10 protein-coding genes are annotated in these 15,378 nt (G+C 69.4%); 3 read left to right on the forward strand and 7 right to left on the reverse strand.

The window, feature by feature from the left end; genetic code table 11:
* Positions 1-16 precede the first annotated feature (16 nt).
* Positions 17-2,158 carry a YccS family putative transporter gene (yccS, locus tag IDM45_RS01090; RefSeq protein WP_209421272.1) on the forward strand — a complete coding sequence of 714 codons (2,142 nt, stop codon included), beginning with the start codon at positions 17-19 and terminating at the stop codon, positions 2,156-2,158.
* Between the two features lie 143 nt (positions 2,159-2,301).
* Here yccS and IDM45_RS01095 read toward each other — a convergent pair whose 3' ends face one another.
* The 6 genes from IDM45_RS01095 to IDM45_RS01120 all read right to left on the reverse strand — a co-directional run bounded on the left by IDM45_RS01095 (position 2,302) and on the right by IDM45_RS01120 (position 11,412).
* Positions 2,302-4,611: an NADP-dependent malic enzyme gene (locus IDM45_RS01095; RefSeq protein ID WP_209421273.1), complete on the reverse strand. Its 2,310-nt coding sequence runs from the start codon at positions 4,609-4,611 to the stop codon at positions 2,302-2,304.
* Between the two features lie 152 nt (positions 4,612-4,763).
* Complete coding sequence (locus IDM45_RS01100) at positions 4,764-6,251, reverse strand: nucleobase:cation symporter-2 family protein (protein WP_209421274.1); 1,488 nt, start codon at positions 6,249-6,251, stop codon at positions 4,764-4,766.
* Positions 6,252-6,575: 324 nt separating this feature from the next.
* The gene (locus IDM45_RS01105) at positions 6,576-7,844 is read right to left on the reverse strand and encodes a M20/M25/M40 family metallo-hydrolase (protein WP_209421275.1); all 1,269 of its coding nucleotides are present in this window, start codon (positions 7,842-7,844) and stop codon (positions 6,576-6,578) included.
* Positions 7,845-7,867: 23 nt separating this feature from the next.
* Positions 7,868-9,643: a 2-oxo-4-hydroxy-4-carboxy-5-ureidoimidazoline decarboxylase gene (gene uraD / locus IDM45_RS01110; RefSeq protein ID WP_209421276.1), complete on the reverse strand. Its 1,776-nt coding sequence runs from the start codon at positions 9,641-9,643 to the stop codon at positions 7,868-7,870.
* Between the two features lie 102 nt (positions 9,644-9,745).
* Positions 9,746-10,729, reverse strand: coding sequence for an allantoinase PuuE (gene puuE, locus IDM45_RS01115; protein WP_209423942.1), 984 nt, complete (start codon positions 10,727-10,729; stop codon positions 9,746-9,748).
* 14 nt (positions 10,730-10,743) lie between these two features.
* A complete protein-coding gene (locus IDM45_RS01120; protein WP_209421277.1) occupies positions 10,744-11,412 on the reverse strand; it encodes a GntR family transcriptional regulator in 669 nt (222 codons plus the stop codon).
* 165 nt (positions 11,413-11,577) lie between these two features.
* Here IDM45_RS01120 and IDM45_RS01125 point away from each other — a divergent pair, with 165 nt between their 5' ends.
* Positions 11,578-12,936, forward strand: a complete 1,359-nt coding sequence (locus tag IDM45_RS01125; RefSeq protein WP_209423943.1) for a glycerate kinase type-2 family protein — start codon at positions 11,578-11,580, stop codon at positions 12,934-12,936.
* Between the two features lie 68 nt (positions 12,937-13,004).
* Here IDM45_RS01125 and ggt read toward each other — a convergent pair whose 3' ends face one another.
* Positions 13,005-14,810 carry a gamma-glutamyltransferase gene (gene ggt / locus IDM45_RS01130; protein WP_209421278.1) on the reverse strand — a complete coding sequence of 602 codons (1,806 nt, stop codon included), beginning with the start codon at positions 14,808-14,810 and terminating at the stop codon, positions 13,005-13,007.
* Between the two features lie 163 nt (positions 14,811-14,973).
* On the opposite strand from ggt, the gene uraH reads away from it, so the two are divergent.
* Complete coding sequence (uraH, locus tag IDM45_RS01135) at positions 14,974-15,324, forward strand: hydroxyisourate hydrolase (protein ID WP_209421279.1); 351 nt, start codon at positions 14,974-14,976, stop codon at positions 15,322-15,324.
* Positions 15,325-15,378: the final 54 nt, after the last annotated feature.

Here is a 15,378-nt window from a genome sequence, read left to right on the forward strand (position 1 = left end):
CCAGGGCAGCGCCACCATGGAAGCCTTCACCGCGCAGTGGCTGCAGCGCCTGAGCGCCGACATCGCCTGGGCCTACGCATTGCGGCTGGCCCTGGCCCTGAGCGGCGTGCTGGCGCTGGGCCTGCACGGCGGCTGGGACGCCTACCTGGTGCCGCTGCTGCTGGGCGTGTTCGCCAGCGCCCTGGCCGAGCTGGCACGCCAGCCGCTGGCGCTGCTGGCCGCCCTGCTGGCGTGCAGCTTCGTCTTCACGCTGCTGGGGGCTGTGGGCGGGCGCTACCGCGCCATTGCCGCAGCCACCATCATCTTGGCGTTGTACGCCGCCATCAGCGAGCCGGCGCAGGGGCCATCAGCGCTGCCTGCGGCGCTGGTGGCGGCGCTGCTGCTGGCCGGCGCCGCCTGGTACGGCCTGCTGTCGGTGCTGTGGAGCGCCGCCGCACCGCTGCCGCCGGTGCGCCGCGCCCTGGCCGCGCTGTGGCTGGCGCTGGGCGAGCACCTGCGCCTGAAGGCGGCCATGTTCGAGCCGGTGCGCGGAGTCGATCTGCGTGCGCGCCGGCTGCAGCTGGCGCGCTCCAATGCGCGCGTGGTGGCGGCACTCAACGCTGCCAAGGAAGCCATCGTGGCGCGCAGCGTGCCGGGCAGCGCGCCGCAGGGAGCGCTGGCGCAGCTGCTGCAGCTGTACTTCATCGCCCAGGACATCCACGAGCGCGCCAGCGCTTCGCACTACCCCTATGCCGACTGGACGCAGGAGCTGTTTCACAGCGACGTGCTGTACCGCTGCCAGCGCGTGCTGCTGCTGCAGGGCGATGCCTGTAGTGCGCTGGGCCGGGCGTTGCCGCGCCGCCGCGCCCGACCAGCGCTGCCGCCGCATGGCCAGGCGCTGGCGGATCTGCAGGACTCGCTGGCCTGGCTGGCGCGCCAGGGCCAGCCCAAGTGGCGCCAGCCGCTGCAGCCGCTGCGCGCCGTGGCGCGCAACCTGCAGCGCCTGGACGCGCAACTGAGCCTGGCCGCCGGCCCGCTGGATGGGCCGCTGCGCGGCGACATTGCATTGCTGGATCAGGCGCCGCACTCGCTGGCCGAGGCCTGGGCGCGCGTGCGCGCGCAACTGCACGTGCGCTCGGCACTGTTTCGCCATGCCGTGCGCCTGTCGCTGGCGCTGGCCGCAGCCTGGGGCGCCATGCAGTGGGCCGACCCGGCGCACGGCTACTGGATCATGATGACCACGCTCATCGTCTGCCAGCCCACCTATGGCGCCACCGTGGCGCGGCTGGCGCAGCGCGTGGGCGGCACGGTGGCCGGGCTGGTGCTGGGCTGGGCGCTGATGCGGCTGTTTCCGCAACCCGCCGTGCAGGCGCTGCTGGCGGTGGGCGGCGGCGTAGTCTTTTTCGTGGTGCGCGCGCAGCGCTACGTCAGCGCCACGGCGGCGGTGACGCTGATGGTGCTGATGCTGTTCAACCACGGCACGGGCACCGGCTTTGCGCTCATCGTGCCGCGCCTGCTCGATACCCTGGTGGGCGCGGCCATTGCCGCTGCTGCGCTGCTGCTGGTGCTGCCTGACTGGCAGGGCCGGCGCCTGGGGGCCGCCGCCGCCGATACGCTGGCCGCCAGCGCTGCCTACCTGCGCCAGATCGTGGCGCAATACGTCAGCGGACGCAGCGACGACCTGGCCTACCGCATCGCGCGCCGGCACGCCCACGACACCGACGCGGCGCTGTCGCTGGCGCTGTCGCACATGCTGCGCGAGCCGCCCTGGGTGCGCCGCCATGCACGAGCCGGGCAGGAGCTGCTGGCCAGCACGCACACCCTGCTGGGCTATCTGTCGGCGCTGGGAGCGCACCGCGACCTGCGCGCTGCCGCCCAGCCGGGCGCGGCTGCCGATGCACAAGCCGAGGCTCTGGCAGAACGCGCCGCCCAGGCGCTGGCCGCAGAGATCGAGACGCTGGCACAGGCGCTGCGCAGCCACCGCCTGCCGCCGTCAGGCGGGCTGGAGGGCGGCGACGCCTGCTTTTGGCTGCAGCAGCTGCAGGGTGCAGCCGGCCAGGACGGCGATGCGCCGGTGCTGCACGCGCAGCTGGCCCAGGTCGCGCGCCAATTGCTGGAACTGCGCACCGCTGCGCAGCAGCTGGTTCAGGTGGCCCCGGCACCGCTCCATGCAGCCTGAACACAAGCCCTGTGAGCACAAGCCCGATTTGGTTCAAAAATAATAGCTGTCAGCGCTTGCTGGACAAGGCTTTCAGCCGTTTTTTACCATTGAATCAACAGGCAGGTGCGGCAGGGCCGGGCCGGGCCTGCTGGCCGATCAGCTCAGCCGGTGCGCCGCGCCGCCGTGCTGGCCACGGCCAGGGCCGTCATGTTCAGCACCCGGCGCATGGTGGCCGCCGGCGTCAGGATGTAGGCCGTGGCAGCCGTGCCCATCAGGATAGGGCCGACAGTGACACCGCCGCTGGTCGTGGTCTTGAGCACGTTGTAGAGGATGTTGGCCGCATCCAGGTTGGGGCACACCAGCACGTTGGCCGCACCGCTGAGCGTGGAGTCCGGCAGATAGGTGCTCCTGATGCGCGGCTCCAGCGCGGCGTCGCCGTGCAACTCGCCATCGCACTCGATCTCCGGGTGCTGCTCGACGAACAGGTCGCGCGCCGCGCGCATCTTGCGCGCCGAGGCGCGCCTGGACGAGCCGAAGCTGGAGTTGGACAGAAACGCCACCTTGGGCGGGATGCCGAAGCGCTGCACCTCCTGCACCGCCGCCCAGGCGATTTCGGCCAGCTCCTCGGCGCCGGGGTCTTCGTTGACATAAGTGTCGGTGATGAACAGCGTGCCATGCGTGCTGGTCATGACGGCGTTGAGCGCGGCGTACTGGCGCACGCCTGGCGCGCGGCCCAGGATGTGGTCGATACGCTCCAGGTGTGTCTCGTAGGTGCCGGCCAGGCCGCAGATCAGCGCGTCGGCGTCGCCCAGCTTGACCATCAGCGAGCCGATGATGGTGTTGGAGCGGCGCACGGCGGCCTTGGCGACCTCGGCGGTAGCGCCATCCCTTTTCATCAGCTGGTGATAGGTTTCCCAGTAGGTGCGAAAGCGCGGGTCGTCCGCCGGGTTGACGATTTCCACGTCAACGCCCGGCTGCATCCGCAGGCCGGCCTTGGCGATGCGCGCGGCAATGACCTCGGGGCGGCCGATCAGGATGGGCCGGGCGATCTGGTCGTCAATCGCCACCTGTGCGGCGCGCAGCACGCGCTCGTCCTCGCCGTCGGCGTAGGCCACGCGCTTTTGGCTCTCGGGCAGGTGCTTGGCGGCATTGATGACCGGGCGCATCAACATGCCGGTCTGGAAGATGTGGCGCGACAGGTGCTCGCGATAGGCCTCCATGTCTTCGATGGGCCGCGTGGCCACGCCCGAATCCGCCGCCGCCTGCGCCACCGCCGGCGCGATCTTCATGATCAGGCGCGAATCAAATGGCGTCGGGATCAGGTAGTCGGGGCCAAAGGCCAGTTCGGTTCCGGAATACGCTGCCGCCACTTCCTCGCTGACGTTTTCCTTGGCCAGCGCGGCGATCTGGCGCACGCAGGCCAGCTTCATGGCTTCGGTGATCTTGGTGGCGCCGCAGTCCAGCGCGCCGCGGAAGATGTAGGGGAAGCACAGGACGTTGTTGACCTGGTTGGGATAGTCCGAGCGGCCCGTGGCGATGATGCAGTCCGGGCGAACCGCGCGGGCGAGTTCCGGGCGGATTTCCGGCTCGGGGTTGGCCAGCGCCAGGATGATGGGGCGCGCCGCCATGGTTTTCACCATCTCGGCCGTCAGCACGCCCGGCGCCGAGCAGCCCAGGAACACGTCGGCGCCATTGACCACATCGGCCAGCGTGCGTGCCTGCGTGTCCTGCGCGTAGCGCGCCTTGGACTCGTCCAGGCCGCCCCGGCCCTGGTAGATCACGCCCTTGGAGTCCACCATATAGACGTTGCTGCGCTGCACGCCCAGGCCGACCATGACATCCACGCAGGCGATGGCCGCCGCGCCCGCGCCCGAGACGGCGACCTTGACGGCGCCGATGTCCTTGCCGACCAGCTCCAGCCCGTTGAGCAGCGCAGCGCTGGAGATGATGGCCGTGCCGTGCTGGTCGTCGTGGAACACCGGGATGTTCATGCGCCGGGACAGTTCGCGCTCGATGTAGAAGCACTCGGGCGCCTTGATGTCTTCCAGGTTGATGCCGCCCAGCGTCGGCTCCAGCGCCGCGATGATCTCGATCAGCTTGTCCGGGTCGCGTTCGGCTAGCTCGATGTCGAACACGTCCACGCCGGCGAACTTCTTGAACAGGCAGCCCTTGCCCTCCATGACCGGCTTGCCGGCCAGCGGGCCGATGTCGCCCAGGCCCAGCACGGCGGTGCCGTTGGTGACCACACCGACCAGATTGCCGCGCGCGGTGTAGTCGAAGGCCTTGCTCGGGTCGGCCTGGATATCCAGGCACGGGTAGGCCACGCCCGGCGAGTAGGCCAGCGACAGGTCACGCTGGTTGGACAGGGGCTTGGTCGGGGTGACGGAGACCTTGCCGCGCACGGGGCTGCGGTGGTATTCGAGCGCTGCTTCGCGCAGCGCGGCTTCGGCGGCGGACAGTTGCTGGGTCATGGCTGAGGCAAAAAAAGAGGGCAAAAAAAGCGGCAAGCCGCCGCACTAGCTTAAGGCATGGCCGGCGCGCCGGGCGCGGTGCGGGCCGCAAAAAAGCCCCGTCGGCCAGGGGCAGGCGGGGCTGGGGGAGGCCGGGGGCGCAGCCGGGGCCTTCAATGTGCGTCGGCCTCGCGCGCCGCCAGCACGGCAGCCGAGGTGTCGTGGCTGGCGCCGTTGAAGAACACGTTCAGCGCCACGGCCATGAGCGAGGACAGCAAGATGCCCGACTCGATCAGCGGGTGGATGGCGTGCGGCATCCACTGGCGGAAGTTGGGCGCTACCAGCGGGATCATGCCCACGCCGATGGATACGGCGACGATCATGGCGTTGTTGCGGTTGTGCTGGAAATCCACCTTGGACAGGATGCGGATGCCGGTGGCCGCCACCATGCCGAACATGACCAGCCCGGCGCCGCCCAGCACCACGGTGGGCAGCGACTCGACCAGGGCCGCCATCTTGGGCAGCACGCCCAGCACGATCAGGATGAAGCCGCCGGCCACGCAGACCCAGCGGCTCCTGACGCCGGTCACGGCCACCAGGCCGACGTTTTGCGAGAAGCTGGTGTAGGGGAAGGTGTTGAAGATGCCGCCGATGAGGGTGCCCAGGCCGTCGGTGCGCAGGCCGCGCGTGAGGTCTTCGCGCGAGATCTCCTTGCCGGTCATGTCGCCCAGAGCCAGGAACATGCCGGTGGACTCAATCATGACCACGATCATCACCAGCGTCATGGTCAGGATCAGGATGGGGTCGAATACCGGCGCTGCTATCTGAAACGGCAGCACGATGTCGAACCAGGCGGCCTGGCTCACTTTCTGAAAGCTCATCAGGCCCATGGCAGCGGTGATGACGCCGCCGACGATGATGCCCAGCAGCACCGAGATGTTGGCCAGGAAACCCCGGCCAAAGCGTGCGATCAGGAGGATGGTCAGCAGCACGATGCCCGAGATGCCCACGCCGGTGAGGTCGGCGTACTTGGGGTTGGGGATGGTCGGTACCACGGCAAAGCCCTTGGGCACGGGCGGCAGCGACGAGCCGGGCGCGCCGGCGGCGGACTGGGCGTCGGCCAGCCATTTCAGGTGCTCGGGGTTGGGCACGGTGGGCGCGGTGGGGCCGACCGGGTTGCCGAAGATCCAGTTGATGCCCACGCGCATCAGGCTGATGCCGATCACGGCAATGATGGTGCCGGTGACCACCGGCGGGAAAAAGCGCAGCATCCCGCTGATGGCCGGCGCGATCAAGAGCGAGATCACGCCCGCGCCGATCACCGCACCGAAGATCAGCCCGGCGCCGGCCTCGCCGCCGGTGGTCTGCGCCATGGACACCATGGGAGCGACGGCAGCAAAAGTGACGCCCATCATGACCGGCAGCTTGATGCCGAACCAGCGCGTGGCGCCCCAGGCCTGGATCAACGTGACCAGGCCGCAGACGAACAGGTCGGCGGAGATCAGATGCGCCACCTGGTCGGGCGGCAGGTTCAGCGCCCGGCCCACGATCAGCGGCACGGCCACGGCACCGGCATACATGACCAGCACGTGCTGCAGCCCCAGGGCCGTGAGCTGCCCCAGCGGCAGGGTTTCGTCAACGGGATGGACGGAGGTTGACATGGGTCTTCCTTGATGGACTTGCCGCAGCGCCGGCCAGGGACGCCTGCGGACAGTGGATTGCAAACAGCGCCCGTCGCGTGCGTACAGGCATCCATACAAAAAGTGTATACAAATCACCTGGGCCACGGCAGCGGGAAAACGACCCTGCAATGGCGTTTTGCCTCGGGGTTTGCCCGGGGTTGGGCGCCGCTGCGGGGTGGACCGGGCGATGTGTTTTTGCTGGGCAGCAACGCAGTTTGCGATGCGAAAAATCCTGCCGCTCTTTCAGGCAACAAAAAACCCGGCCAGGCCGGGTTTGCGGATGGGGTGGTGGGCGCAGCGCCCTCAGTCCAGCAGATCGACCAGACTGCGCGCCACGACCTTGGTGGCGCGGCGCAAATCCTCCAGCTCGACGCGCTCGTCGGCGCGCTTGGCGTGGCTCTCCAGCACGCTGCGCGGGCCGGCGCCGTAGATCACGCCGGGGATGCCGCGCTCGACATACAGGCGCACGTCGGTGTACAGCGGCGTGCCCACTGCCGGGGGCTTGGCGCCAAAGATGGCCTCGCCGTGCTTCTGGATGGCCTCCACCAGCGGCGCGTTGCCGGCCAGGGGCGTCATGGCGTTGGCCAGCAGGATGCGGCGGATGTCCACGCGCACGGCGTCGTCGCCCGCATGGCCGCTGTCCTGGTTGAATTGCTGCACGGCCTGCGCGATCACGGCGCGGATGCTGGCCTCGACCTCGGCGGGGTTTTCCTCGGGGATCATGCGCCGGTCGATTTTCAGCACCACCTTGCCGGGGAGGACGTTGGTGTTGGTGCCGCCCTCGATGCGACCGATGTTCAGGTAGGGGTGGTTGATGCCCGCCACCTGCGAGCGCACGCTGCGGTACTTGGCGTTCTCGGCGTACAGCGCGGCCATGATGGCGGTGGCCGCCTGCAGCGCGTCCACGCCGGTATGCGGCACGGCGGCATGGGCCATCTTGCCGTGGACGGTGATCTCCATCTGCAGGCAGCCGTTGTGCGCCGTGACCACCTCATACGAAAAGCCGGCAGCGATCATCAGGTCGGGCTTGGTCAGGCCTTGCGCGAGCAGCCAGCCGGGGCCGAGCAGGCCGCCGAACTCCTCGTCGTAGGTGAAGTGCAGCTCCACCGCGCCCCGGGCTGGCCGGGCCACGGCTTCGAGCGCGCGCACGGCGTAGGTGAAGGTGGAAAAGTCGCTCTTGCTCACGGCGCTGGCGCGGCCATACATGCGGCCATCGACAATCTCGGCGCCGTAGGGGTCGCGCGTCCAGCCCTCGCCGGGCGGCACCACGTCGCCGTGGGCGTTCAGGGCGATGGTCTTGCCACCGCTGCCGTAGGGGCGGCGCACGATCAGGTTGGTGATCGTCTGCATACCGTAGTCGCGCACCTGGCTGTCAGGCACGGCGTGGCGCTCGGCCTCGAAGCCCAGGGGCGCGAGCAACTCGGCGGTGCGCTCGGCGTGCGGCGCGTTGTTGCCCGGCGGGGTGTCGGTGGGCACGCGCACCAGGGCCTGCAGAAACTGCACCTGCTCGTCGAAGTGCTGGTCGATCCACGCATCCAGCGCGGCGTAGGTGGCTTGGGTGTCGGGGTTCATGTTTTTCCTTGGAGGGCGGGTATTCAGGCCTGCTCGGCGGCGAGCTGCGCCAGTAGGTGGCTGAAGGCATCGACGGCCAGCTGCATGTCGTCGCTGGTGGTGGATTCCAGCGGGTTGTGGCTGATGCCGCTGTTTTGCCCGCGCACGAACAGCATGGCCTGGGGCATCAGCTCGTGCAGCTTCATGGCGTCGTGGCCGGCGCCGCTGGGCAGGCGGTAAAGCGGCACACCCAGGGCCTGCACGGCAGTCTCCCAGCGCTGCTGCCAGGCCGGGTCGCTGGGCGCGGCGGATGCCTGCATGGCCAAGTCGGTGGTGTATTGCAGGCCACGGCGCTGGGCGATGCTGTGCAGCGCGGCCAGCACGTCGGCCACCAGCGCATCGCGCTGCGCGTCGGTGGGTGCGCGCATGTCCAGGCTGAAGCTGCAGCGCCCCGGCACCACGTTGACCGAGCCAGCCGGCACGTTGAGCATCCCCATGGTGGCCACGCTGCCTGCGTCCTGGCTGGCGCGCTGCTCCAGGTACAGCGCCAGCTCCGCCACACCCAGGGCGGCGTCGCGGCGGCGATCCATGGGTGTGGTGCCGGCGTGGCTGGCCATGCCCACCATCTCGCCCAGATAGCGCGCGCAGCCGTTGATGCTGGTGACCACGCCCAGCGGGATGTCCAGCTCGGTCAGCACCGGCCCCTGCTCGATGTGGACTTCGACAAAGCCCAGGTAGCGCGCCGTATCGCGCTTGAGCCTGGGGATGTCGTCCAGGCACAGGCCGGCGTGCTGCATGGCCTCGCGCAGGCTGATGCCGTCGGCATCGCGCTGCTCCAGCCAGGCGTTGTCGAAATGCCCGATCAGCGCGCCCGAGCCTAAAAAAGTGGCCTTGTAGCGCTGGCCTTCTTCCTCGGCAAAGGCCACGACCTCGATGCCCAAGGGCAGGCGCCGGCCCGCGCGGTGCAACTCGCGCACCGCCGCCATGGGCACGAAGATGCCCAGCCGGCCGTCGTACTTGCCGCCGTTGCGCACGGTGTCGTAGTGGCTGCCGGTCAGCAGGTATTTGCCGTCGGGCTGCGCGGGCCGGTAGCGCCCGACCACGTTGCCCACGGCGTCGATCTCCACGTCGTCGAAGCCGCAGTCGCGCATCCAGTGGCTGATGCGCTGGGCGCAGGCGCGGTGCGCGTCGGTCAGGTAGGTCACGGTGAGCTGGCCGCGCTCGGCGTAGCCGGGGTCGCTGTGCTGCGCCAGGCGCTCGTGCCAGTCCCACACGTCGTGGCCCAGGGTGGGCTCGGCGCCGAACTTGTCGGCGAGGCGGATCTCGGCGATGCGGTGGATGTTGCGCAGCGCCTCGGCGCGCTCGAAGTCCACCGGGTTGGCCAGGCGGCGGGCAAAGGTCTCGATGATCTCCGCGCGCGCAAGGCCGGTGCCGCGCGGGCCGCGCACGGCCAGGATGAAGGGGAAGCCAAAGCGCGTGTTGTAGTCGCGGTTGAGCTGCTGGATGTGCTCGAACTCTGCCGGCGTGCAGTCGGTAAGACCGGCCTTGCTTTGCTCGTTGGTGGACTCGGCCGTGAGCTGGCGCGCCACGGCGGCCTTGCCGGCCAGCTCCGGGTGGGCGCGGATCAAGGCCAGCTGCGCGTCCTCGCCGGCCTCCTGCAGCACCTGCACCATGGCGTGCTTGAGGTGCGCCAGCGATTTGAAAGGCCGCTGGGCCAGGGCGGCCTCGGCAATCCAGGGCGAGTGCTCGTACACGCCGTCCAGCAGGGCCACGGCCTCGGCTGCGGAGGCGGCGTTGAGTTGTTCCAGGGTCAGGGCCACGGTGTCTCCCATTTCAAAAAAGATAGCTGTCAGCGCTTGTCCCATAAGGGTTTAAGGCTGATTTCATGCAAATTTCAGGCGCTTTGTGTTCAAGGGTTGCGTTCACATTTCCGGGGCGGGGTGCTGCTGCGCCCAGTGCCGCGCCAGGTCGATGCGCCGGCAGACCCAGACCTGTGGGTGCTGCTGGATGTGATCCAGGAAACGCTGCAGCGCCGTGATGCGCCCGGGCCGGCCCAGCAGGCGGCAGTGCATCCCGATGCTCATCATCTTGGGCGCGTTGTCGCCCGCCGGGTCGCCCTCGGCGTAGAGCACGTCGAAGCTGTCTTTGAGGTACTGGAAGAACGGGTCGGCGTGCGAATAGCCCTGGGGCAGGGCAAAGCGCATGTCATTGGCGTCCAGCGTGTAGGGCACAACCAGCTGGGTGTGGGCGCTGCCGTCGGTGCGGGCCACGCGCATCCACAGCGGCAGGTCGTCGCCGTAGTAGTCACTCTCATAAACGAAGCGCCCGGCATCGGCCACCAGGCGGCGCGTGTTGGGGCTGTCGCGGCCGGTGTACCAGCCCAGGGCGTGGTCGCCCCCCTGGCCGTACAGCTCGTCGAAGATGGCCAGGCATTCGTGCATGTGGGCGCGCTCGACGTCCTCGGGCACGTTCTGGTAGTGGATCCACTTCAGGCCGTGGCAGGCGACTTCGTGGCCCAGTTCGTCGAAGGCCTGGGCGACCTCGCGGTGGCGCTTGAGCGCCGTGGCCACGCCGAACACGGTGAGCGGCAGGCTGCGGCGTTCGAACTCGCGCAAGAGGCGCCACACACCCGCGCGCGCGCCGTATTCGTAGATGCCGTCCATGCTCATGTGCCGCGCCGGATAGGCCGCCGGGTTGAACAGCTCGGACAGGAACTGCTCGCTGGCCGGGTCGCCGTGCAGCACGCTGTTTTCGCCGCCTTCCTCGTAGTTCAGCACGAACTGCACGGCCACCCGGGCGCCGCCGGGCCAGTGCGGGTGCGGCGGCGTGCGGCCATGGCCGACCAGGTCGCGGGGTAGGGGGCGAGGGTGTCGTACAGGGTGCTCATGGCGGTCGGTGCGGGTGATGGGGGCCGGACGGGTCAGGTGGACAGGGCCATGGACAGGTCGCTGGTGGGCAGCTCGCGGTCGAACTGCAGGCCGGCCTGCACGTTGTCCAGGTGCTTGTGCATCAGGCGCACGGCGGCCTCGGCATCGCGCTGGGCCAGGGCGGCGACGATTTGCTCGTGCTCCTCGTGCGAGTGCTCGGCGGCGCTGGTGGACTGGTACATCAGCGTGATCAGCGCGCAGCGCGAGATCAACTCGCCCAGCAGCTGCGCCAGCACCTGGTTGCCCATCAGCTCGGCCAGGCGCACGTGAAAGTCGCCCAGCAGCTCGGTGCGCTGGCCGACGTCGCCGCCGTCCATGGCCTTTTTCTCGGCGGCGATGTGGGCTTTCAGGGCGCGCAGCTGCGCCGGCGTGCTCTGGGCGACGAAGGCGCGCACCATGGCGCCCTCCAGCATCCGGCGCACGGCAAAGACCTGGCGCGCCTCATCGACCGAGGGCGTGGCGACGAAGGCGCCGCGCGCCGGCTCCAGGCGGATCAGCCGGTTTTGCGACAGTTGGAACAGCGCCTGGCGCACCAGCGTGCGCGAGACGCCGAAGTGATCCGCCAGCTTTTGCTCGGCCAGCTTGGTGCCGGGCAGCAGGCGGTGCTCGACGATGGCGCGCGTCAGGCTCTCGACAATCTGGCCAGTGGTGGAGGTTTCCATCCGGCCATCATATCTGCGGAACACAAATTTTGTATGCAATTTCTGTGAACCAGGGAAAACGCTTGCCCTGCATCAAGGCGGGGCAGGCCAGCCGCTGCCTGCCTCCGCCTGCCCGGACTGGCGGTGCGGGCGCCCTGGCGCACACTTGCCGCCATGCCCGACCTGATGCCAGACCCCGTACCAGTTCCCGCCGCCAGCGTGCGGGCCGACCCGCCAGCCGATCCACGGGCCGATCCGCAAGGCTTTCTGCTCCGGCTGTTCCAGGCAGCCGTGCGCAGCGCCCAGCCGCGCCACTGCCTGGCGGCCCACCTGCCCCCGCCGCCGCCCCGGGGCCGCACCCTGGTGCTGGGTGCGGGCAAGGCCAGCGCCGCCATGGCGCAGGCGCTGGAGGCGCTGTGGCCGGCGCAGGCGCCGCTGTCCGGCCTGGTGGTCACGCGCTACGGCCATGTGCCGCCGCGCCCGCCGGGCCTGGCGCAGCGCATCGAGGTGGCCGAGGCCGCGCACCCCGTGCCCGATGCCGCCGGCCTGGCCGCTGCCGCGCGCATGTTGGCGCTCACCCAAGGCCTGAGCGCGGATGATCTGGTGCTGTGCCTGATCTCGGGCGGTGGTTCGGCGCTGCTGACCCTGCCGGCGCATGGCCTGACGCTTGAGGACAAGCAGCGTATCAACCGCCAGCTGCTGGCCAGCGGCGCGGCCATTGGCGACATCAACTGCGTGCGCAAGCACCTCTCGCGCATCAAGGGCGGGCGCCTGGGGGCGGCCTGCGCGCCGGCGCGCGTGCTGACCCTGGCCATCAGCGACGTGCCGGGCGACGACCCCTCGACCATCGCCAGCGGCCCTACCGTGCCCGACGCCAGCAGCTGCGCCGATGCGCTGGCCATCCTGGCGCGCCACCACATCGCGCTGCCGCCCGCCGTGCGCCGGGCGCTGGAGGACGGCACGCTGGAGACGCCCAAGCCGGGCGATGCGCGTTTTGCCGATGCGCTGCGCCTGGTGGCCACGCCCGCTCAGGCGCTGCAGGCTGCGGCCCAGGCAGCGCGCGCGGCGGGGCTGGCGGCGTACATCCTGTCCGACGAGATCGAGGGCGAGTCGCGCGAGGTGGCCAAGGTACACGCCGCCCTGGCGCGCAGCGTGGCGCGTCAGGGCCAGCCGTTTGCCCGGCCCTGCGTCCTGCTGTCGGGCGGCGAGACCACGGTGACGCTGCAGCCGCCCGCAGCCGGCCAGCCGAGCGGCAGCGGCGGGCGCGCCGGCGAGTTCTGCCTCGCCCTGGCGCAGGCGCTGCAGGGCCAGCCGGGGGTGTGGGCGCTGGCCGCCGACACCGACGGCATCGACGGTGTGGGCGACAGTGCCGGCGCCCGCGTTGGCCCCGACACCCTGGCGCGCGCGGCGGCGCTGGGCCTGGCGCTGCCCGTGCATCTGGAGCGCCATGATTCCCATGGGTTTTTTCAGGCGCTGGGCGATCTGGTCGTTACCGGGCCGACGCACACCAATGTGAATGACTTCCGTGCGCTACTTATTTTATAGCTGCCAGCGCTTGTCCAGCAAGGGTTTCAGGCCAAAAAGGCTTGAAAAAGCCGCGCTGGCCAGGCTCTTCAATAGCCCAGCGTCTGCCCGTCCGGATTGCGCGGGTCGGACGCGCCGTACAGCAGGCCGTCCCGGATCTGGATGGTCTGCGTGCGGCCCATGGAGGGCTTGACGGCCACCTTGTGGCCCCACTGGCGCAGGAGCGCCAGGGTGTCGGGCGAGAAGCCCTTTTCGATGCGCAGCTCATCGGGCGTCCACTGGTGGTGAAAGCGCGGCGTGGCGGCAGCTTCTGCCGGGTTCATGCCGTAGTCGATGGTGTTGACCACGGTCTGCAGCACCGTGGTGATGATGCGCGCGCCGCCCGGGCTGCCGGTGACCAGCACCGGCTTGCCGTCCTTGAGCACCAGGGTCGGCATCATGGACGACAGCGGGCGCTTGCCGGGCGCCACGGCGTTGGCGTCGCCGCCCACCAGGCCATAGGCGTTGGCCACGCCCGGCTTGGCCGAGAAGTCGTCCATCTCGTTGTTCAGCAGGATGCCGGTGCCCTTGGCCACGATGCCGCTGCCGAAGTTGGTGTTCAGCGTATAGGTCACGCCCACGGCGTTGCCGGCCTTGTCCACCACCGAGAAGTGCGTGGTCTGGTCGCCCTCATAGGGCTGCGGCTGGCCGGGCTTGATGGCCTTGGCGTCGCGCGCCTGCGTGGGCGAGATGCCGGCGGCCAGCTGCTCGGCGTAGCGCTTGGAGGTCAGGCCCTTGAGCGGCACGCGGACGAAATCCGGGTCGCCCAGGTACTCGGAGCGGTCGGCGTAGGCCAGCTTCATGCTCTCGGCCATGTAGTGGACGCTGCGCGCGCTGCCCGCGCCCCACTCCTTCATGGGCCAGCGCTCCATCATGTTCAGGATCTGGATCAGGTGTGCGCCGCCCGAGGACGGCGGCGGCATACTGACGATCTGGTAGCCCCGGTAGCTGCCCGCAACTGGCTCGCGCTCGGCGACACGGTAGTTCTTCAGGTCGGCCAGCGTCAGCGCGCCGGCGTGCGGGGCCATTTCGGCGGCGATTTTTTGCGCGATCTCGCCCTCGTAGAAGGCCCGCGCGCCCTGCTGGCCGATCAGGCGCAGCGACTGCGCCAAATCCTTTTGCACCAGCAGATCGCCGCGCTGCAGGGGCGCGCCGTTCTTCCAGAAGATGGCCGTGGTAGCAGGCCACTTGCCCATGTTCTTTTGTTCCTGCTGCAGGATCTTGGCCAGGGTCTCGCTGACCGGGTAGCCGCGCTCGGCCAGTGCGGCGGCGGGCGCCACGACCGTGGAGAGCGGCAGCGTGCCCCATTTCTTCAGCGCATGTTCCAGCCCCGCCACCGTGCCCGGCACGCCCACGGCGTAATGGGTGTAGAGCGACTTGCCGTCGATGACATTGCCCTTGGTGTCCAGATAGATGTCGCGCGTGAATGCGGCGGGGGCTACCTCGCGGAAATCCAGCGCCACGTTGCGGCCGGTGCGCGCGTCATGCACCATCATGAAGCCGCCGCCGCCCAGGTTGCCGGCGTTGGGCAGGGCCACAGCCAGCGCAAAGCCCATGGCCACGGCGGCATCCACCGCGTTGCCGCCGGCCTTCAGAATATCCAGGCCGATGCGCGAGGCCAGCTCCTGCTCGCTGGCCACCATGCCATTGGCTGCCACCACCGGATGGAAGACATCCATGTCGAAGTCGTAGGCCGCAGCGGCGGCCTGCGCGGCGCTGGGCTGGCTGGCCGCCTGGACTGCCGGCGCGGTGACCACCGCCTGGGGCGCGGCAGACGGCGGCGTGCTGCTGCAGGCCACCAGGCTGGACAGCGCCAGGGCGAGGCTGGCGGCCAGCAGGGATGTGCGCAAGTTCATGGGATGTCTCCTTGGGTTGTCGGTAGCGCGACAGGGTATATGCAGCGCTGTCGGATAGCAAGAGAATACAAAAATTGTATACACTTGAGCCGATAGCTTACCGCCAGCGCCGTTGACCCTGCCCGGTCAGCTGCCCCATCAAGAGAAAGACAAGGAGATTCCCATGGGCCTGAGCACCCACGTTCTGGACACCATGCACGGCTGCCCGGCGGCCGGCATGGAGGTTGCGCTGTACGCCACCCAGGGCGACCAGGCCACGCTGGTCAAGCGCCTGACGCTGAACCACGATGGCCGCACCGATGCCCCGCTGTTCGACAACGACAGCCTGCGCGTGGGCACCTACCGCCTGAGCTTCGAGGTGGCGCAGTATTTCAGGGCGCGCGGCGTGCAGCTGCCCGAGCCGAACTTCCTCGACCGCGTCAGCCTGGACTTTGGCGTGGCCCATGCCGAGCAGCACTACCACGTGCCGCTGCTGGTCAGTCCGTGGAGCTATTCGACCTATCGCGGCTCCTGAGCGCTGGCGCTGCCGAGCCTGCCGGCATCGCCCTTGTCATCGCCTGCCCCTTCA

It is taken from the genome of Melaminivora jejuensis, from assembly GCF_017811175.1.
Lineage (GTDB): Bacteria > Pseudomonadota > Gammaproteobacteria > Burkholderiales > Burkholderiaceae_C > Melaminivora > Melaminivora jejuensis.